Below are 19,932 nucleotides of genomic sequence, written 5' to 3' on the forward strand. Positions count from 1 at the left end.
GTACGTCCAAGATGCCTCAGAAAAGCACCTTCAACAGACGCTGTAACTATCGTCTTACAGTAATCTTGCGAGTAAACGATGGTCCCACCTTAATAATATATACGCCATCAGGCAAAGCAAGACCGATGCGCTTGTCAACACCATCCACTCTAAACGATTTCACTGCGATGCCAGCCAGATTATAGATAGTAACCACCTGGTTGTTGGCACCGGTAATGTGCATCACACCGTTACCATAGGTCAGCGTGATGTCCTGCACATCCAAATCAATCAGCTCCACGGCACTATTGGCAGCCATGGTATTTGCTGGCATTGCGAGCATCATACCCGCAACAGTTATGATGGTAAATAGAGTTTTCTTCATATCGTTGCAAATTTCGTTAAAATACTTTTTGCAAAGATATAAAAAAAGAAGGAACCCACCACCTTTTTCGGCAGAAAGTTCCTTCTTTTTAAGAATATTTAATCTATAACTTACATGATTCCGTCAGCACGGAGCTTCTCCTGCCACTTCCAGGCAGATGCAAGCACGTCAGAAAGGTTAGACTCAGCCTTCCAGCCGAGCACCTTGTTAGCCTTGGTGCAGTCGCCCCAGATCTTCTCGATATCACCCTCACGACGAGGACCATACTTCCAGTTCAGCTTTACGCCAGTAGCCTTTTCGAAGGTCTCTACGATTTCGAGAGTTGAGTTACCTTTACCGGTACCAATGTTGAAGTACTCAATTGGCTCAGTCTCCTTGTCGAGCACACGGGCCATAGCGCAAACGTGAGCCTTGGCAAGGTCAACTACATAGATGTAGTCGCGGATGCAGGTTCCGTCAGGAGTATCATAGTCGTTACCGAAGATGGTAAGCTCCTTGCGGATGCCCATGGCTGTCTGTGTTACGTAAGGAATCAAGTTGTTTGGCACACCATTAGGCAACTCACCGATTTCTGCAGATGGATGGGCACCGATTGGATTGAAGTATCTCAACACAATACTCTTGATATTAGCGCCACTATGGATATAGTCGGCAATGATCTGCTCGTTAATTTCCTTGGTGTTACCGTATGGAGAAGTAGCCTTCTGGTGAGGAGCATCCTCAGTAACAGGCAGGTTCTCCGGCTTTGGCTGACCGTAAACGGTGCAGGAAGAAGAGAAGATGATACCCTTTACATTATACTGTGGCATGAGCTCAAGCAGATTGATGAGCGAAACCAAGTTGTTGCGGTAGTAGAGCAAAGGCTTCTGCACGCTCTCGCCCACAGCCTTGCTGGCAGCAAAGTGGATGATACCCTCGATAGCTGGATACTTCTTGAACACGGCCTCCGTTGCAGCCTTGTCGCGCAAGTCTACCTGCTCGAAAGCAGGGCGAATGCCTGTGATTTTCTCAATACCGTCGAGTACCTCGATCTTAGAGTTAGAGAGGTCATCTACGATTACTACGTTGTAGCCAGCCTGCTGCAACTCTACTGTGGTATGGCTACCGATGAAGCCTGTACCGCCTGTTACCAAAATTGTCTGTTTCATTATCGTTAGCTTTATTGAAAAGTTGATATTCTAATTAACTAGAATCTAGTTACGGATGCAAAAGTACTGCAAAAATATGAAACTACAAAATAAAATCGAAAAAATATCTCGACAAATTCTTTATTTTCAAGAATTAGCTGTAACTTTGCACTTGAAATATCTCGAATATAATTATCAACTAAACGCAAAAAAGATTTTATGGTAGCAAAACATTATGACATAAATCATGACATGCGATACTTGCAGCTCCTGGCCCAGTCGTTTCCTACGGTGGCTGAGGCGAGCACGGAGATCATCAACCTGCAAGCCATTCTCAACCTCCCGAAGGGCACGGAACATTTCCTTGCCGACATCCACGGAGAGTATGAGGCTTTCCTCCACGTATTGAAGAATGCATCAGGAAACATCAAGCGCAAAGTGAACGAACTCTTCGGCAACACACTGCGCGAACAGGATAAGCGTGAGCTCTGCACGCTCATCTATTATCCGGAACAGATGCTGGAACAGGTGAAACAGCGAGAAGCTGACATTAACGACTGGTATCACATCACCCTGCACCAGCTGGTGGCTGTATGCCGTGATGTATCGAGCAAATACACCCGTTCCAAGGTGCGCAAGTCGTTGCCATGTGATTTTTCCTACATCATCCAGGAACTCCTGCATGAGCATACCGAAGACCATGACAAGGCGGCTTACGTCAACGTCATCGTGGATACCATCATCAGCACTGGGCGTGCCGACGACTTCATTGTAGCCATCGCTAACGTCATCCAGCGACTCGCCATCGACCAGCTCCATATCTTGGGCGACATCTACGACCGTGGTCCAGGCGCACATATCATCCTCGACAAGATGCGCCGCTATCACAGCTGGGACATGCAGTGGGGTAACCACGACGTGCTCTGGATGGGAGCTGCTGCCGGCAACGATGCCTGCATCTGCAACGTTATCCGCCTCTCGCTGCGCTATGCCAACTTGGCTACCCTGGAAGAAGGATACGGCATCAACCTCATCCCGCTAGCCACTTTTGCGATGGACACCTACGGCGACGACCCTTGCGAGGAGTTCAAGCCTAAGATGACGGGCGGTGCTGCTGCCATGGACGAGAAGACACAGCGACTCACCTCCTTGATGCACAAGGCCATCGCCGTAATCCAGTTTAAGATAGAAAGTCAACTCTTCCAGAAACACCCGGAATGGAAGATGGAGGGACGCCGACTCTTCGAACAGGTAAACTTCGAGAAGGGAACAGTGATGGTGGACGGAAAGGAATATGAGATGACTTCCTGCAACTTCCCTACTATCGACCCGAAACAGCCTAACAGGCTGAGCCCGGAGGAAGAACTGCTGATGCAGAAACTGCACCACTCCTTCAAGGTTTGCGAAAAACTGCACAAACATATCCGCGTGATGCTTCAGCATGGCTGCATGTATGCCATCTTCAACAACAACCTGCTCTTCCACGCATCTTGCCCACTCAACGAAGACGGCACATTAAAAGAGGTGGAAATCTATCCAGGACAGAAATATAGCGGAAAGGAGCTGATGCACCATACAGGCATGCAGATTCGCACCGCCTTCCAGCAAGACAGCGACCCTAACGAGCAAGAATACGCCATCGACTACTTCATCTATCTGTGGTGCGGCCCTGACAGTCCACTCTTCGACAAGAGCAAGATGGCTACCTTCGAGCGCTATTTCATCGCCGACAAGGAGACCCATAAGGAGGAGAAAGGCTACTACTTCAAGTTGCGCGACAACGAAGAGGTGATAGACCACATCATGGATGCCTTCGGACTTGGCGGCGAAAACCGCCACATCATCAACGGTCACGTGCCAGTGCGCACCCTGAAGGGCGAGAATCCTATCAAGGCAAATGGTAAGCTGATGGTCATCGACGGCGGTTTCTCCAAGGCCTACCACAACGAGACGGGCATTGCCGGCTATACCCTGGTTTATCACTCACGCGGTTTCCAACTGGTTCAGCACGAGCCATTCACCAGTGCCGAAGACGCCATCAAGCGTGGCACCGACATCAAGAGTACCACCCAAATCGTGGAGATGTCAAACCGCCGCATGCTTGTAGCCGATACCGACATAGGGCATGAACTTCGCAAGCAGATTGAAGACCTCGAAGAACTCCTTTATGCCTTCCGTCATGGATTCATCAAGGAGACGGAAAGAAAGAAATAGAAACAACAAGATAATCAGATTTCGCAAGTGGCTTAGCTTCTCTAACCACTTGCGAAATTTCACAGAATACAGACAAATCAAAACTATCAGAAAAATGAAGAAAATGAGATTGATGAGCTTATCACTCATGGCAGCACTTGCCATGGCTCCAGCCTTCACGGCAAGTGCACAATGCAAGAAGGCAGAAAGCAACTGCTGCAAGAAGAATGCAGATGCATGCTGCAAGGACGCAAAGCAAGAAGGAGTCTATACACAAGACTACAGCAACGACCCGAAATTGGTGAAGGCTGCACAGAAATGGTACAAGAAAGGAAAGTGGCGCAACGGCTTCAAGAAGGCTGATGCCCACAGCAGCGTAAACCTGGTGGATTTCTACCTGCAATATCAGAAGAACCCGGAACAATGGAAGGCACTCTTCGACTTCATCGCCAAGACCGACCTGCTCGCCATCCCTGGCGGCAAGCACCCTATTCCAGGCTCCAACCTCACCATCAGCGTTGAGGACAGCAAGAACGACCCATTGGAGAAGCGCGGCAGCGAAAGCCATTACCACCACATCGACTTCCAGTATGTGGTAAAGGGCGTGGAGCGTTTCGGCGTCATCGACCATCTTACCAGCAAGCCTAATTGCAAGTATCGCCCAGACGTTATCCACTACGATTACGACAAGTCGCGTGCCCGCTTCTACGACAGCACCCCCGACAAGTTCTTCATCTTCTTCCCTGGCGACTGGCATATCGCCAAGATTGCCAACGATACCGACAATCAGGACATCAGAGTGATTGTCATCAAGGTGGATTATAAGGATTAACCGAAATATGAATTAGGATTAATCGAGATCAAAAAGGATTAATCCCTAAGATAAAAGTTCTATCCGCCAATGGCGGATATACATACGACGACGCCGGACTTGCATCCGCCAATGGCGAATGGAAGTCCGGCGTAGCTGAATAGAACATTCGTTTCGAAGAAAGTTCTATATCTTAGGCAGAGAAGTTTTCTTCTTGCTTACCTTAAATCTGTCAAAGCCCTCACCATAGACACCGATTACTGAACTCTGGCTCACAAAGGCAGTAGGGTCAATCTCATCTATCAGACGAAATATCTTCTGCGACTCACGCTGTCTTGCCAGCACGAAGAGCATGTGAACATCCTTTCCGCTATAGCAACCATGACCATCCATCACCGTACAGCCACGGTCGGCAGCCGTATTGATAGCAGCACTCAACTCCAGGTATTTATCAGAAATGATAAAGAACTGAACCGAACGGCGCAAGGCATTTACCACATGATCTACAGTGATAGACATCACGAAGAGGCAGACGTAGCCATAAATCACCATCTCCCACGAACGGAGCACCAGATAGGAACTGGTGATAATAAGCAAATCGCACACCATGATGGCATGTCCCAAAGAGATGTTATAATACTTATTGATCATGGCAGCCACCGTATCGCTACCTCCCGTCGATCCATTGCATCCCAATCCCAATCCGGCACTGCTGCCCATGAAGAAGGAACCGATTACTGTAGCCATGAAAGGCTGGTCGTGCAGCAGCGGGGTCATACCCACGGTGTGCGTCTCAATGAATCGCGTAGCCGCCGCAAAGATAGCCACGCCATAGATGGTCTTGGCACAGAATTTCCACCCCAGAATACGGAAAGCGATGAGCAGCAGAAACACGTTGAGTACCAAATAAGTGACAGAGGCCGGTATACCGAAGCCCCAACAGACAATAGAGGAAATACCTCCCACTCCACCCATCGTGATATGGTTCGGAATCAGGAAGATGTTGAGTCCGATACTACCTTCTATCATGGCAAGAGCAATGATGATGTAGTCGCGAAACTCGTGCATTTTTGTTTTTCTCGTCATTGTGTTTAAATCTTTTTTTTGTAATTTGCCATCCAACCGACGCTGGAAAGGCACCAAATATTATTCTTTTCGGCTGCAAAGTTAATAGAAAATTTGTTAAACACAAAGCAAAAACCACCAAAATATCGTGAAAACATGAAAAAATCCCAAAAACATTCTCTTAATAAAAAAAATATTTCTATTTTTGTACCCATTAATTGAATTTCAAATATATTATTCATCTTGGTCTATGGAAGAAATTAACACAAAAATCGCATCATGGCCATGTCTTAACAATGGCATCCACTACAAGTGGCTGGTTGATTATGCAGCCTTCAGTGCCTTTGGTACCTTCGAGCTTTCTGCAGAAGAATGGGAAAAGCGTGACCTTATTGTCAACTTCAAAGGTAATTCGGAACTAACTACCGAAATCGACCATCAGCAAGCCGTTGGCAAAGCCATCGACCTGGTGACCGACTTCATAAAGAAGTCGTTCGGAGAAACAGCGTCTTCTCTTACCTTCGCATGTATTCCTGCATCGCTGCGCCAGCATACAGAGCGCCGCTTCAAGCTATTCAGTGAGCAGGTCTGCACCCAAACGGGTATGGAGAATGCCTATCCTGCCTTCAGTTTTTCATCTACGGCGGATGAGGATGGCGACGAGGTGGATACACTCCACATCGACGAGTCGTTCTTCCGGGGCAAGAAAGTTCTCCTCTTCGACGACATCATCGCTTCTGGTGGCAGCATAACCCGTTTTGCAGAGAAACTCCAACAGATGGGAGCAGAAGTTGTTGCTGCCCTGGCATTGGGCAAGAAGATTTCTGATGGATACGACCAGACAGAATAAAACAAGGATATCAGTTTTATCTAAACGATATATACAATGAATAAATCCCAGCCGAATCATTCCGGCTGGGATTTATTTTATCTTCTTCCTTCAAACCACACCATCGCATTATTTCCGGCGATAAGCCTTGATGGCAAAATAAATATAGGCAATGAGCAAGACATATCCTATATAATATAAGGACAATACACTGAAGATGATGTAATCGAGAGCACACACTCCAGCCAGTCCTCCCAGATAAAGCAAACCCTCACCAAAAGTAAGGCGATGATACACCTCATCCACACAAGCCAAAGCTACAATCAATACCGCCCAAACCAAAGCCAGGAATACACCCAGCAGATGAGGAACGGCAAAAGGATTGAGCGACGGATGGAAATAGAAATGTCGCCACATCTCGGGCTCAAAACTCTGAATCCAACCATAGAAGGCTGCCGAGATACTCACCAGGAGCACCAGCGTCACCGGATAAGGAGAGTCTATGTCGTTGAAATGAACTATCTTGCCATTGCTGTGGAACACCTTGCGCACCAGGTAAGCCATCGTAATAACTACGATTACTACCAGGAAGATGAGCAGATGCACATTACTGAAGGTCATGATGAACTCAGAAATCGGGTCGTCTGGTACTACCCTACGCAGCAGTTTAGATTCCCTTACCCATCCAAAGTCATTATTTTCCGTGGCAAGTTGCACCCACACTGAGTCGATGCTATCCTGCGGAACCATCCGGATATCCGTAACCACCAGCAGATGGTTCTTCTTCACGGCAAATGTATCCACCTTCAAGCCGCTGATATACTCCTCAGGCTGCTGGCGCATCAACTCAAGGGAATCCTTGAACACCAGGAAATTATACTTGTTGGTATAATGATGGGTAGTAGAGAACGAAATGGAGTCGAGCTGTCTGTCGCTATACTCCACCATCGCCGCATGTTGCTGATGAGAGTTATGGCGATGGTAGCAGCTGCTGAGCATCAGTAGGATGCCCAGCAACATAACCTGCCATATCGTCGTTTTTCTCTTCAACATATCTTCCTAGTCCGTTAAATGCTATATACATTCATCTGGCATTCGGTGCAGTTGAATTCCAGTCGGAATCTTCTGCCGTCACCCAACTCCAGATAGAGCGGTTCCTTCCACTGAGGCTTCTTGCCGCCTCGCTTTACACAGTAGCCCAAGGAATAGCGGATGCAATGGCGACACTGCATCAGGAGCGACTCGCCCTTGGCATCGGTAATCACCTTCTTGTTGACACCAGCAGCCTTCATCGCCTCGAACTTCATACGGTCGGTCTTCACTGCAGCCTGATATTCTTCCTCATTTTTCGAATCCCATTCCAAAGGTCGTTTCACACCCAGCTCAAATGCCTGTGTCACTGGGTCTAAACCGTGAATGCGATAAAAATCCACCGCAGCATAGTTTGCCACATTATAGAGATACTTCCACTTGCCATAAGCTGGCTGCCATACAAACTCCTCAGGTTTCATCTCCACCTCACCAGGAAGATCAAGCAGGTAAGGCGAACTCATCAGTTCTTCCATGAATCCATTCTGCAAAGGAGCATCTACTATCTCTTCTATCTTTTCATTCATCTTCTCTACCAATTCACGGCGGATGGCAGAAAGCACGCTGTTGGGAACGAAATAGTCCTCAATGCCTTGCAGGGAAACACCCTTGCACTCATAGCGCGTAGTACCCAACTTGCTGAGCTGCATTCTGATGTTATCACCCTGAGGGCGCTTCGCCTCCTCCAAAGGCATCTCATAGAACACCTCGCCCAATTCTCGGGTAATGGCAGCAACCGAAGAAAGATCTGTAGACTTGAGATATGGAGTAGTCATCATTGCCTTGGCTGTAACCAGGATACCTGAAGGCTGGTCCACAGAAGGATTCTCATAGATGCCTTGCACATCCAAGATTACAGGAATCTTGCGGCTGGCAGTCTTCCTGGCAAGAATATTCTCGAAAGCCTGGTCGTTGTTGCGATACAGTGCCATGCCCGGACGCAGGTTCTCTGGCATGCGAAGCGGGAAGAGGCGGTTGCCCTCCACTCGATTCACACGGAAGCCCTCCAATTCGCCTTCGTCATTGATGAAGCAGAGGCCATCGCCATTGGCAAAGCTGGCAACAGTGGCAACATTGAACGACTGGGTGCCACGAATCTCCTTCACCTTGCCCACAAACTCACCCATTGCCTTAGGTGTATCAAAAGATGCGATGTCGGGCTGTCGGCCATTGAGAAAATAATTGGTATATCCACGGTTGAAGGTTTTCTTCAGATTTGGCTGGAAATTGTAAGCCGTTTCACCCATGGATGCTCTGATGTATTTGCCATTGCTGGAAGCCACTATCTCATCAAGTTTCTGGCTATAGGCAGCCACCACGTTCTTCACGTAGTTCACATCCTTCAGTCTACCTTCAATCTTAAACGAGCAGACGCCTGCATCGGCAAGATCCTTCACGTGGTCTATCTGGCAGAGATCCTTGAGCGAAAGCAGATGACGCTGATGTTCAATCTCCTGATTATCTGAATCTACGAGATTGAACTTCATGCGGCAGAACTGAGCACACTCTCCGCGGTTTGCCGAACGGGCAAAGCATTTCTCGGATGCATAGCACACACCCGAATAGCTCACGCAAAGCGCACCATGCACGAATGCTTCCAACTCCACATAAGGCACCTTCTCGTGGATGGCTCGAATTTCGTCTAACGAAAGTTCACGAGCCAAGACCACTCTAGAGAAGCCAATATGATGCAACCAAGCTACCTTGTCGGCAGAACGAGCGTCACATTGCGTACTGGAATGCAGATGGCGATGCCACAGCTTACCGGCTCTCGTCTCCCAAAGCACGCCCATATCCTGCAGCAGCAGTGCATCCACACCGATACGGTCGAGCTCGGCAATCATCTCAAGTGTATCCTTCATCTCATTATCATAGATGATGGTATTCACCGTGACATGAACCTTGGCACCAAACTGATGGGCATACTCGCAGAGCTGCTTGATATCATCAAGTGAGTTGCCCGCAGCAGCTCTAGCTCCAAACTTCGGTGCGCCAATATACACGGCATCGGCACCATGATCAATGGCGGCAATGCCACACTCCAAATTTTTAGCTGGGGCCAGAAGCTCTAGCTTTCTTGGGGAAACCTTGTTGTCTTTTTCTTGTTCCATAATTTAAAAACTTCTTTATCTGGGCAATAACGCTCAGCGTAAAACTTCTAACTCCTAACTTCTCACTCCCAACTTACTTGATATCATCAATGTTGTAAGGAGTCTCCTGGTAAACGTAATAGTTAATCCAGTTGCTATAGAAGAGGTTGGCATGAGCACGCCAGGTTACCAACGGTGCCTCATTAGGGTCGTCGTTATAATAGTAATTCTTCGGCAGTTCCACATCGTCGCGCTTGCCCATGTCGCGCTTGTACTCCTTGTCCAGGGTGTTAGGCGCATACTCCAGATGTCCGGTAACGAAGAACTCTCTTCCTCCCCTTGCCATCACGATACTCACGCCACTTTCCGGCGACTCAGCGATGATGTCGAGTCCAGGCACTTTCTCTATGTCCTCGCGGCGCACCTCGGTATGGCGGCTATGCGGCATATAGAAGATGTCATCAAAGCCTCTGAAGATAGGCTGCGACGGATCCAACGGTTTCTGAGGGAAGATGCCGAACATCTTCTTGTCCAACTGATACTTAGGAACTCCATAGAAGTGATAGAGTCCTGCCTGCGCACCCCAGCAGATATAGAGCGTAGAGGTAACATGGGTACGGGCCCAGTCGAATATCTCAGTGATTTCTTCCCAATACTGCACATCCTCATACTCCATTGTCTCGATAGGTGCACCTGTTACAATCATGCCATCGAACTTCTGCTTAGAAAGCTCGTGGAAATCCTTATAGAACATCATCATGTGCTCAATAGGCGTATTCTTGGGAGTATGACTCTTGAGCTTCATGAAACACACCTCCAACTGCAACGGGGTGTTGGAGAGTAAACGCACCAAGTCGGTCTCGGTGGTAATCTTAAGTGGCATGAGATTGAGTACACAGATTTTCAGAGGTCTGATTTCCTGACTGTGCGCACGGCTCTCATCCATCACGAAGATATTCTCATGCTTCAGCAATTCAATTGCTGGCAGCTTATCCGGTAATCTTAACGGCATATAATCTTGTTCCTTTCTTTTAAAATCATTATTTTTATTTTTCTGCAAAGTTACTAAAAAAAATGATTCGAGCGGAATCATTACCCCCATTTTGGGGTGGAAACCTATCTCTTTTCTATGCTTTTTTAAGTTTTCTTATACTATCGTAATCTTTCGTAACAGTTTCCGACGTCTTATTAAAGTTTTTAATAGCACTTCTCCTCACTCTACAATCCGATTTCTTTTCCCGATTTTTCTCCTTCAGCAAGCCCCCATACTATTTACCAATGTTAACTTTGCGAAAGAATTTATAAATATATGTTATAATAATAGGATATTCGCAGAATTTTCAATAACTTTGTAGGTTGTAAAAACAGAACATAAAATATTCGGAAAATGAAAAAGTTATTCATCTCGATACTCGTGTTGCTCCCTGCCCTGACGATGCAGGCACAGACAGTGCTGACACCGCAGCAACAGCTGGAGAAAGCACAAAAGGATTTGGAGGAAGCCAAGAAGGCTCTTGAGGCTGCCAAGCTACAAGCTGAGGCTGCCAAGACAAAGGCGGAAGCTGAGAAAATGAAAGCAGAAGCTGAGAAAATCAAGGCTGAGGCAGAGAAAGTGAAGGCAGAAGCTGCTAAAACGAAGGCGGAAGCCAACAAGACCCAGAGCCAGCAGACCAAGACCACTTCCGGTTGGGCGATTCCTACTGCCGAACCCAAGAAAGCAGAGGTGAAGAAAGTAGAGAAAAACGCTCAAGGCGTCGTCATCAAGACAGAAGCGAAATACCTGGATGGTGCCGTTACCATCAATGCAGAAGGAAAGGTGGAGTTTACACTCGATACTGATGCCAACGGAAAGAGCGCTGACGAAATCTACAACATCGTTTACCAATACATGAGCGAACTGACTCAGGGCGAGAACAACATCAAGAGCAGAATGGCACTGGTGAACAAAGACCAGCACATCATCGCCAACACCATGGACGAATGGCTGGTATTCAGCAACTCTTTCATCTCGCTCGACCGCACAGAGTTCAAGTACAACCTCGTGGCTTCTATCAAGGACAATCATCTCACGCTGACCCTTGAGCGCCTCTACTATATTTACGAGGAGGACAGAAGCACCGGATTCAAGGCTCCTGCCGAGGAAGTGATTACCGACAAATATGCCCTTAACAAGAAAAAGACAAACCTTGCCAAGATATTCGGTAAGTTCCGCCGACTCACCATCGACCGCAAGGACCAGATTTTCAATGATCTGACTGCATTGGTAAAGCAATAAATATAAGGCAAAGCAATAAATATAATTGGTAAAACAATAAACATATAGTAAGAAATCATCAAACCATTTATCATGGATATCAAGAATACAGAAAACAAGGAAACTACCGAGACCACCGCACAGCCACAAACCAGCTATGCCGTGCGTCCGGAGCATCGCCGCCATCGCCGATTGGAATACGCTGACAAAAGCAACATGCTGGCAGTGCGCAATTGGCTCAACATCGGCTTCATGCTGTTTGCCGTAGTGGGTGTCATCCTCTGGACCCAGATGGACGACCACACCATCGCCAACATCCTGCTCATCATCGGCGTCATCATGAAGATAGCCGAAGTCTGCATCCGATTATTCAAGAAATAGACGCATGGCTCAAAACCAGCGTTTCTATCATCAAGAATCAAGATTTAAATGAAGAAAATACTATTCTCATCACTCTTAGTTTGTGCTGCGACCCTCCCGGTTGCGGCACAAAGCGATTTTAACTATAACGAAGATTCGCAGTTCCGCCCCATTACCGGCAACAAGGTAAACACCGACTCACTGGGTTCGGACAAGGAAATCCCGAAGGGCATCAGGGTATGGACTGTGGACGAGAGATTCGGCGATATCAAAGCAGCCGTGGTTGACACCCTGCAGGCAATGTATCAGAACACCACCTTCACTGAAGGATTGCGTGGAGAATACAATACCCTGGGCAACATGGGTACCGCCCGCATCAACCGTATCTTCATCGACCGCCGCAATACGCAGGGCAACTTTATGTTCACGGAACCATACGACAACATCGTCACCCCCGTGAGCGACTTCCACTTCACCAACACCTACTCACCAATCACCAATATCACGCTCAACAGCTGTGGTAACAGAACCAATGGTGAGGATGACTTCAGAGCTGTGTTTGCCGTAAATGCCAACAAGCAACTGGGTGGCGGATTCAGATTCGACTACAAATATGGCCGCGGATTCTACGATGCCCAAAGCACCGCCCACTTCAAATACACCATGTGGACTTTCTATCTGGGCGACCGCTACCAGGCGCATATCCTCTTCAGTACGAACCACCAGAAGGTGACCGAAAACGGAGGTATTACCAACGATGACTACATCAAGCATCCAGAGCTGTTTACAGACAATTATGCTTCGAACGAAATCCCTACCGTCTTGCAGCAGAACTGGAATCGTAACGACAACCAGCACATCTTCTTCACCCATCGCTACAACGTGGGATTCAGCCGCAAAGTGAAGATGACGGAGGAAGAGATAAAAGCCAAGAAGTTCGCCATGGCTTCTGCCAAGGAGAACGCTGCAGAGGAAGCGAAGGATGAAGCTCGCAAGAAAGCGAAAGAGCAGGGAAAGGAGTTTGACGAGAAAGCCTTCGAGAAAAATCAGAAGAAATTCTCAGGACGCCCTGACAATGCGAAAATCGCCGGAAATGAACCAGCCAAAGAAGATAAGAAGAACGAGAAAGACTTGGCTTTCGGAACAGGAAAGGATTTCAAGAGCGACAGCACCCGCATTGCCGTAAACGGAAAAGCGGCTGCCGACAGTCTTCTTGCCCTGGAGAAGAAAAAGTCACAAGACTCTCTCTTCTACAAGTCTGAATATGTGCCTGTAACCAGCTTCATCCATACCGTTCAGTTTGATAATTACAAACGTATTTACCAGGCATACCAGACTCCACAGGATTACTATCTCAAGGAGTATTACGATGCCGGCAAATTTACTGGCGATTCCATCTACGACCAGACCAAGCACTGGCGTATCAAGAACACCATTGCGATGGGAACGCTCGAAGGATTCAGCAAATGGGCTAAGGCTGGCTTGAAGGCTTTCGCCAGCTATGACCTCCGACATTATGAATTGCCAGACATGGAAGGCGGATTCACCAAATACAACGAACATGCGCTGAGCGTGGGCGGACAGCTGAGCAAGACCCAGGGAAAGACCCTTCACTATAATGTAGTAGGCGAAGTGGGATTGACCGGAGTAGACGCCGGAACCTTCGCAGTAGACGGCAATGTGGATATCAACCTGCCATTCCTGGGAGATACCGTACAGGTGAGGGGTGATGCCTTCATCCACCACGAAAATCCAACGTTCTACTATCGCAAGTATCACGCCCGCCATCTCTGGTGGGACAACGACTTGAGCAAGATTATCCATACCCGCATCATGGGTACCCTGAGATTCGGAAAGACCAATACCACCCTGCGAGTGGCCGTGGATGAAATCAAGAACTACACCTACTTCTCGCAGCAGTATAACATCACGGAAAACGGACTGCGAACGGGTGTAACGGTGACTCCGATGCAAAGCGGCGATGCCATTAACCTGCTCACAGCACAACTGCAGCAGGACTTCCAGTTTGGCATCTTCAACTGGCAGAACATGATTACCTACCAGCATACCAGCAGCAAGAGCGCCCTGCCTGTGCCAGACCTCAATGTATACACCAACCTGTTCATCAAGTTCAAGGTGGTGAAGGTGCTCAACATCGAGCTGGGTGCAGATGCCAGATACTTCACAAGCTACGAGGCACCCGACTATTCTCCTTATATAGGACAATACACCGTACAGGGCAATGGCGACAAGAACGTGAAGGTGGGCAACTACCCTATCGTCAATGCCTACGCCAACGTACACATCAAGCACACCCGCTTCTTCGTGATGATGAGCCACCTGAATGCAGGTCAGGGTGACAAGAACTACTTCTTTACCCCACATTATCCGATGAACGAACGTATATTCAGAATGGGTGTAAGCTGGAACTTCTTCAACTAAGCAAGAAGCGACTTTTACAAAACATAATGATTAGGAGCGGGGACGACACCTCGCTCCTATTAATTTTAAAGCAAAAAATATGATGGTAAAGACAAATTCACTAAAAGCCTGGTTTCTCGCCGCCCGCCCCAAGACATTGTCGGCTGCGGCAGTGCCAGTGATGCTAGGCACAGCCCTGGCATACAAGGATTCAAGTGCCAACTGCCAATGGGTTCCTGCCCTGCTCTGCCTGCTCTTTGCTTGGGTAATGCAGATAGACTCCAACTTCGTGAACGACTTCTTCGATTTCAAGCATGGCAACGACGATGAAACCCGACTGGGACCGAAGCGAGCCTGCGCAGAAGGCTGGATTACCATGAAAGCCATGAAATGGGGAATCATCATCACTACCCTTCTAGGCTGTATCATCGGTTTGCCCCTCGCCTTTTACGGCGGAAAGGAGATGATCATCGTGGGTATCTGCTGCGTCCTCTTCTGTTTCCTCTACACCACCAAGCTGAGCTATCTGGGATTGGGCGACCTGCTGGTACTTCTCTTTTTCGGCATCGTGCCAGTCTGCTGCACCTATTATCTGGTAATGCCAGAAGAAATGCAGACTGTATCAGCAGAAGCCATACTGACTTCCATCGCCTGCGGACTGGTAGTAGATACGCTGCTCATTCTGAACAACTATCGAGACCACGACAATGATATCAAAGCCGGCAAGAAAACCCTGATTGTTCACATCGGCAAGAAAAACGGCGAGCGTCTCTACTGTGCCCTGGGTAACATCGGCATCCTTATCATGATAGGAATCAACATCTACGGTGCACTTGCCTACGATGCAGATTCTAAGTTTTTGCCTTTCGCTGCTGTATGTCTCGTACAGCACAACAGAACTTTCGCCAAGATGAAAAAGATAGGAGAAGGCAGAATGCTGAACAAGGTGCTGGGCTATACAGCTCTCAACATCTTCGCCTTCGGCATCATATCCACCTTCATCATCATAGGAATGATGAATTGATTATAACACATAAATAATAATGTACGCGCGTACATTATATATAATAAAAGGTAAAGAATATGAGGCAACAAGTAAATCTGGAAATCATGCAGTTTGTGGAAACACAAATTCTGCCCAAATATACAGAGTTTGGCGAGAGCCACGGATTGCGCCACGTGACCCGTGTTATCAGAAACGCCCTGAAACTCGTACCTGTAACAGGTGCCGACATCGACATGGTTTATATCGTTGCCGCCTACCACGACCTGGGCATGAGCGGCCCTAGAGCCATCCACCACATCACCAGTGGCAAGATACTCCAGGCAGATGCCCGGTTGAAACGCTGGTTCAACGCAGAACAAATCAAGATTATGAAGGAAGCCGTGGAAGACCACCGCGCCTCCTCCAGTAGACAGCCCCGAAGCATCTATGGAAAGATAGTAGCCGAAGCCGACCGCGACATCGATGTACACGAGATATTCCTTCGTGCCATCGAATACGGCAAGGAAAACTATCCGGAAAAAGACAAGGAGGAACAATGGAAGCGATTCTCTGACCACATGGACGAGAAATATTCCCGAAATGGCTACATCAAGTTATGGATACCCAATTCGCCGAATGAGAAAGCGCTGAAGGAACTGCGCAATATCATCGACAACAAGGCAGAACTGAGAAAACATTTCGAGGAAATATACGAAGAATTGAAGAAAAAGGAGTCCTGATTTGAGAGAAAGAAGATTTTTCGAAAAAATCGGCTCAAAGATTTGGTAGTTTCAAAAGATTGCATTATCTTTGCAGTAGAGAAAACCCAAAGACTTCTATCGGTAGATGATAGCCCATGCTATGTCTATCCGACAAAGATATAAGGGTCGTGTCGGTTCGATCGGGATACTCATCAAATTACACTTATGAAACCGAGAAGACTTCTCTTGCCTATGGCGGGCCACATAAACTGACATGTCAACTAAGCTGTAAAGCCGGTGGATTACAAAAGCGGAGAGCTCTCAAATGTTTATGACATTCGGAGTTTCATCACATCATCGAGCGGCCCTTTCCTACAGGAGGCAGATTTCCAATAATTGGTAAATCTGCCTCTTTTTTTGTTGACAAAAGAAGTTTACTTACCATAATCTCCCCAAAAAGCAAGAAAAATAAGAAAAAATACACTTTTCTTGAAAAAAGTTGCAGAAAAATTTGGTGGAACAAAAAAAATGTAGTATCTTTGCACCCGCATTTGAGAACGATGCTTGTTGATTTGGCAACAATATCCGATTGGAAGGTTGGGTGAGTGGCTGAAACCACCAGTTTGCTAAACTGACGTGCGGGTTTACCGTACCGGGGGTTCGAATCCCCCACCTTCCGCAAGCGGAGTTCGAAATTGCACCGTTGGTCGATTCATCTAATGGTTAGGATACAAGATTCTCAATCTTGGCATAGGGGTTCGATTCCCCTATCGACTACAATATTAAAAATATGTTGATATAAGTCTGCGAAAGTTGTGAGACCAATGCAGATTTTTGTTACAAGGTCGATTCATCTAATGGTTAGGATACAAGATTCTCAATCTTGGCATAGGGGTTCGATTCCCCTATCGACTACAATCAACAGACTTCAAGGTCGATTCATCTAATGGTTAGGATACAAGATTCTCAATCTTGGCATAGGGGTTCGATTCCCCTATCGACTACAAAGTGTTTTCATGTATTAGTTATTGTTGGTAAGCTTGCATTTAGTCTTTATGACTACTGCAAGTTATTTTTTTGCCCTAAGGCAGGAAAGACAAGAATCCAGCAATCTTCTAAACATTTAGACAAAAAAGTAAGGGAAAAATTTGGTGGAACCAAAAAAATTTAGTACCTTTGCAATCGCATTTGAGAACGATGCTTGTGATTCAGAAACTGAATTCAACAGGAAGGTTGGGTGAGTGGCTGAAACCACCAGTTTGCTAAACTGACGTGCGGGTTTACCGTACCGGGGGTTCGAATCCCCCACCTTCCGCAAGCTGAGTTCGAAACTGCACCGTTGGTCGATTCATCTAATGGTTAGGATACAAGATTCTCAATCTTGGCATAGGGGTTCGATTCCCCTATCGACTACCAAATGTTTTTATGGGTTAGTTATTGTTTGTGAAGCTTGCAATTAGTCTTAATGACTACTGCAAGTTATTTTTTTTGTCCCTACATTTGGTATTCTCCCCATTTTGCAGTATCTTTGCAGTAAAGTTAAGAAAACAATCATCAATATGCAAAGAATACATTTATCACTCATATTGCTTCTCGCTTTCTGCGCATCATCTGTTCATGCACAGCGCCACGAGATACTCAACCCACGCATCGCCACCCTGCAAGTAGTGGCGGGCACCAACTGGCAAGCCATGCCTATCACCCAACTGGGCGGTCTCCCTATCCACATCGATTTCGACGACATGACCCACGACTACCATCGCTATACCTACAAGATAGAACATTGCGATGCCAACTGGAAGGTATCAGAGGGACTCTTCGAAGCCGACTATCTGCGAGGCTTCAATGGCGAGCAGGCCATCGACAACATTGAGCAGTCGCTCAACACTGACCATCTCTACACTCACTATCAACTTACCATCCCCAATGAGAACTGCCGTATCACCATGAGCGGAAACTATAAGCTCACAGTGTACGATGATAATGCCGATGGTGATGACAACAAGATGCTGACAGCCTGCTTCATGGTGGTAGATCCGCAAGTACAGGTAGCCATCGGATATTCTTCCAACACGGATATTGATGTCAACAAGAAGCATCAGCAGGTAAGCCTGAACATGAAGTATGGCAATCTGAGAGTAACCAACCCTTCGCAGCAAATCAAGACTGTAGTGTTGCAAAACGGGCGCTGGGACAATGCCGTATGGAATGCCAAGCCAAATTACATCAGTGCTGACGGTCTGCAATGGCAGCACAACCGGAATCTGATATTCAATGCAGGAAACGAGTACCGAAAATTCGAAATGCTGGATATGGACCATCCGACCATGGGCATAGACGAAATAAAATGGGATGGATCAGAATATCAGGTATATGTAGTACCAGACACGCCTCGTCCCAGCTATGTATACGACGAGAGTGCCAAAGGCTCCTTTTACGTGCGCAACAGCGACAACAACGACAATACTTTCACCTGTGACTATGCGCAGGTTCACTTCGTTCTGCAAACCGAAAGACAGCCAGGAGAAGTATATCTGAACGGAGACTGGACCTACGACAGTTTCCTGCCAGCATATCGCATGGAATACGATGAGAAGAAGCATTACTATCACGCCACCGTGTTCCTCAAGCAAGGCTACTACAGTTACCAGTATCTCTTTCTTAAAGATGACGGCAGCACGCACCCGGTAAGCACAGAAGGAAACTTCTTTCAAACCGCCAATCGATATGACGTTCTGATATACTATCGAGGCACGGGTGATAGAACGGATAAGTTAGTAGGCTGGAAAAGCTGCAAATAATGACATTTTGATTCTGTACGTTACAATTTGTACCCGTGTACATAAGCACTTAAGCCCGGGAACATGAGCAAACGTGCCCGAAAACATGAGCAGTTTTAACCGGCAGCTCCGGGTAAAACTGCCCAAAGCCTCGGGCACATTTGGTCAAAGCCCTCCCAAAAAACAATAAAGTCCACTTAAAAAAGCCTAGTATCATGCTTTTTTAAGTGGACTCAATTCAATATTAAATATCGATTTACTCCAATCCGAACAATGACTTCAAGCCTCCATCTACACCCGAGAAGCCCATGAAGGCAAGACTGAGGAGAGCGGCTGTAACCATGACGATGGCTACGCCCTGCATACCCTTAGGAATGCGAACCAGAGCCTGCTGCTCACGAATACCAGCAAAGACGATGAGAGCCAGGGCAAAGCCGAGGGCTGTAGAGAATGCATAAACCACACTCTCCAGGAGATTGTAGTCCTTCTGAATAACCAGAATGGCTACACCCAGCACAGCACAGTTGGTAGTAATCAAAGGCAGGAAGATACCGAGCGCCTGATAAAGTGCAGGAGAAACCTTCTTGAGAATAATCTCTACCATCTGAACCAAGGCGGCAATCACGAGGATGAACGCCAGGGTCTGGAGATATTGCAATCCGAACGGATCGAGTACATACTTCTGAACACACCAGGTAATGATGGTTGCCAAGGTCAAGACGAAGGCGATGGCACCACCCATACCGATGGCAGTATCAACTTTCTTCGATACGCCCAGGAACGGACAGATACCGAGAAACTGCGACAAGACGATGTTGTTGACGAATATCGCAGAGATAAATATCAATAAATATTCCATAATT

16 protein-coding genes and 6 tRNA genes are annotated in these 19,932 nt (G+C 47.2%); 15 read left to right on the plus strand and 7 right to left on the minus strand.

Annotated features, from left to right (window positions below):
- Positions 1 to 46: 46 nt before the first annotated feature.
- The gene (locus tag KUA49_RS10455; protein ID WP_256624716.1) at positions 47 to 364 is read right to left on the minus strand and encodes a T9SS type A sorting domain-containing protein; all 318 of its coding nucleotides are present in this window, start codon (positions 362 to 364) and stop codon (positions 47 to 49) included.
- A 110-nt stretch (positions 365 to 474) separates the two neighbouring features.
- On the minus strand, positions 475 to 1,512 hold the full coding sequence (gene galE / locus KUA49_RS10460; RefSeq protein ID WP_203038553.1) for a UDP-glucose 4-epimerase GalE: 1,038 nt from the start codon (positions 1,510 to 1,512) through the stop codon (positions 475 to 477).
- 198 nt (positions 1,513 to 1,710) lie between these two features.
- Between galE and KUA49_RS10465 the strand changes: the two genes are divergently transcribed.
- Together KUA49_RS10465 and KUA49_RS10470 are read left to right on the plus strand one after the other, a co-directional pair.
- Positions 1,711 to 3,705, plus strand: a complete 1,995-nt coding sequence (locus KUA49_RS10465) for a fructose-1,6-bisphosphatase (protein ID WP_218411364.1) — start codon at positions 1,711 to 1,713, stop codon at positions 3,703 to 3,705.
- Between the two features lie 94 nt (positions 3,706 to 3,799).
- A complete protein-coding gene (locus KUA49_RS10470; RefSeq protein ID WP_256624715.1) occupies positions 3,800 to 4,516 on the plus strand; it encodes a YhcH/YjgK/YiaL family protein in 717 nt (238 codons plus the stop codon).
- A gap of 165 nt (positions 4,517 to 4,681) precedes the next feature.
- On the opposite strand, the gene KUA49_RS10475 is transcribed toward KUA49_RS10470, so the two are convergent.
- The gene (locus KUA49_RS10475; RefSeq protein WP_218411363.1) at positions 4,682 to 5,581 is read right to left on the minus strand and encodes a YitT family protein; all 900 of its coding nucleotides are present in this window, start codon (positions 5,579 to 5,581) and stop codon (positions 4,682 to 4,684) included.
- A gap of 229 nt (positions 5,582 to 5,810) precedes the next feature.
- Here KUA49_RS10475 and KUA49_RS10480 point away from each other — a divergent pair, with 229 nt between their 5' ends.
- Positions 5,811 to 6,410 (plus strand): phosphoribosyltransferase, encoded by a 600-nt coding sequence (locus KUA49_RS10480; RefSeq protein WP_218411362.1) that lies wholly within the window; start codon positions 5,811 to 5,813, stop codon positions 6,408 to 6,410.
- Between the two features lie 108 nt (positions 6,411 to 6,518).
- On the opposite strand, the gene KUA49_RS10485 is transcribed toward KUA49_RS10480, so the two are convergent.
- The 3 genes from KUA49_RS10485 to metA form a co-directional block, all read right to left on the minus strand.
- Entirely contained in the window at positions 6,519 to 7,442 is a 924-nt protein-coding gene (locus tag KUA49_RS10485; protein WP_256624714.1) for a zinc ribbon domain-containing protein, read from the minus strand.
- Positions 7,443 to 7,456: 14 nt separating this feature from the next.
- Positions 7,457 to 9,589 (minus strand): peptidase U32 family protein, encoded by a 2,133-nt coding sequence (locus tag KUA49_RS10490; protein WP_218411361.1) that lies wholly within the window; start codon positions 9,587 to 9,589, stop codon positions 7,457 to 7,459.
- Positions 9,590 to 9,662: 73 nt separating this feature from the next.
- The gene (metA, locus tag KUA49_RS10495) at positions 9,663 to 10,580 is read right to left on the minus strand and encodes a homoserine O-acetyltransferase MetA (protein ID WP_218411360.1); all 918 of its coding nucleotides are present in this window, start codon (positions 10,578 to 10,580) and stop codon (positions 9,663 to 9,665) included.
- Positions 10,581 to 10,955: 375 nt separating this feature from the next.
- Between metA and KUA49_RS10500 the strand changes: the two genes are divergently transcribed.
- The 12 genes from KUA49_RS10500 to KUA49_RS10555 all read left to right on the plus strand — a co-directional run bounded on the left by KUA49_RS10500 (position 10,956) and on the right by KUA49_RS10555 (position 19,090).
- The gene (locus KUA49_RS10500; protein ID WP_218411359.1) at positions 10,956 to 11,843 is read left to right on the plus strand and encodes a DUF4468 domain-containing protein; all 888 of its coding nucleotides are present in this window, start codon (positions 10,956 to 10,958) and stop codon (positions 11,841 to 11,843) included.
- A gap of 72 nt (positions 11,844 to 11,915) precedes the next feature.
- Entirely contained in the window at positions 11,916 to 12,203 is a 288-nt protein-coding gene (locus tag KUA49_RS10505) for a mechanosensitive ion channel protein MscS (protein WP_203049916.1), read from the plus strand.
- A gap of 48 nt (positions 12,204 to 12,251) precedes the next feature.
- Positions 12,252 to 14,624 carry a putative porin gene (locus tag KUA49_RS10510; RefSeq protein ID WP_218411358.1) on the plus strand — a complete coding sequence of 791 codons (2,373 nt, stop codon included), beginning with the start codon at positions 12,252 to 12,254 and terminating at the stop codon, positions 14,622 to 14,624.
- An 82-nt stretch (positions 14,625 to 14,706) separates the two neighbouring features.
- Entirely contained in the window at positions 14,707 to 15,627 is a 921-nt protein-coding gene (menA, locus tag KUA49_RS10515) for a 1,4-dihydroxy-2-naphthoate octaprenyltransferase (RefSeq protein ID WP_218411504.1), read from the plus strand.
- A 59-nt stretch (positions 15,628 to 15,686) separates the two neighbouring features.
- Positions 15,687 to 16,328: an HD domain-containing protein gene (locus KUA49_RS10520; RefSeq protein WP_203038570.1), complete on the plus strand. Its 642-nt coding sequence runs from the start codon at positions 15,687 to 15,689 to the stop codon at positions 16,326 to 16,328.
- A gap of 552 nt (positions 16,329 to 16,880) precedes the next feature.
- Positions 16,881 to 16,968: transfer RNA gene (locus KUA49_RS10525), tRNA-Ser, on the plus strand.
- Positions 16,969 to 16,994: 26 nt separating this feature from the next.
- Positions 16,995 to 17,066 (plus strand) — tRNA-Glu (locus KUA49_RS10530).
- Between the two features lie 66 nt (positions 17,067 to 17,132).
- Positions 17,133 to 17,204 (plus strand) — tRNA-Glu (locus KUA49_RS10535).
- A gap of 17 nt (positions 17,205 to 17,221) precedes the next feature.
- Positions 17,222 to 17,293, plus strand: a tRNA-Glu gene (locus tag KUA49_RS10540).
- Between the two features lie 223 nt (positions 17,294 to 17,516).
- Positions 17,517 to 17,604, plus strand: a tRNA-Ser gene (locus tag KUA49_RS10545).
- A 26-nt stretch (positions 17,605 to 17,630) separates the two neighbouring features.
- Positions 17,631 to 17,705 (plus strand) — tRNA-Glu (locus KUA49_RS10550).
- 143 nt (positions 17,706 to 17,848) lie between these two features.
- Entirely contained in the window at positions 17,849 to 19,090 is a 1,242-nt protein-coding gene (locus tag KUA49_RS10555) for a DUF5103 domain-containing protein (protein WP_218411357.1), read from the plus strand.
- A 235-nt stretch (positions 19,091 to 19,325) separates the two neighbouring features.
- On the opposite strand, the gene rsxA is transcribed toward KUA49_RS10555, so the two are convergent.
- Positions 19,326 to 19,928 (minus strand): electron transport complex subunit RsxA, encoded by a 603-nt coding sequence (rsxA, locus tag KUA49_RS10560; RefSeq protein ID WP_006848658.1) that lies wholly within the window; start codon positions 19,926 to 19,928, stop codon positions 19,326 to 19,328.
- Between the last annotated feature and the right edge of the window lie 4 nt (positions 19,929 to 19,932).

The sequence above is a fragment of the Segatella copri genome (genome assembly GCF_019249655.2).
GTDB lineage: Bacteria > Bacteroidota > Bacteroidia > Bacteroidales > Bacteroidaceae > Prevotella.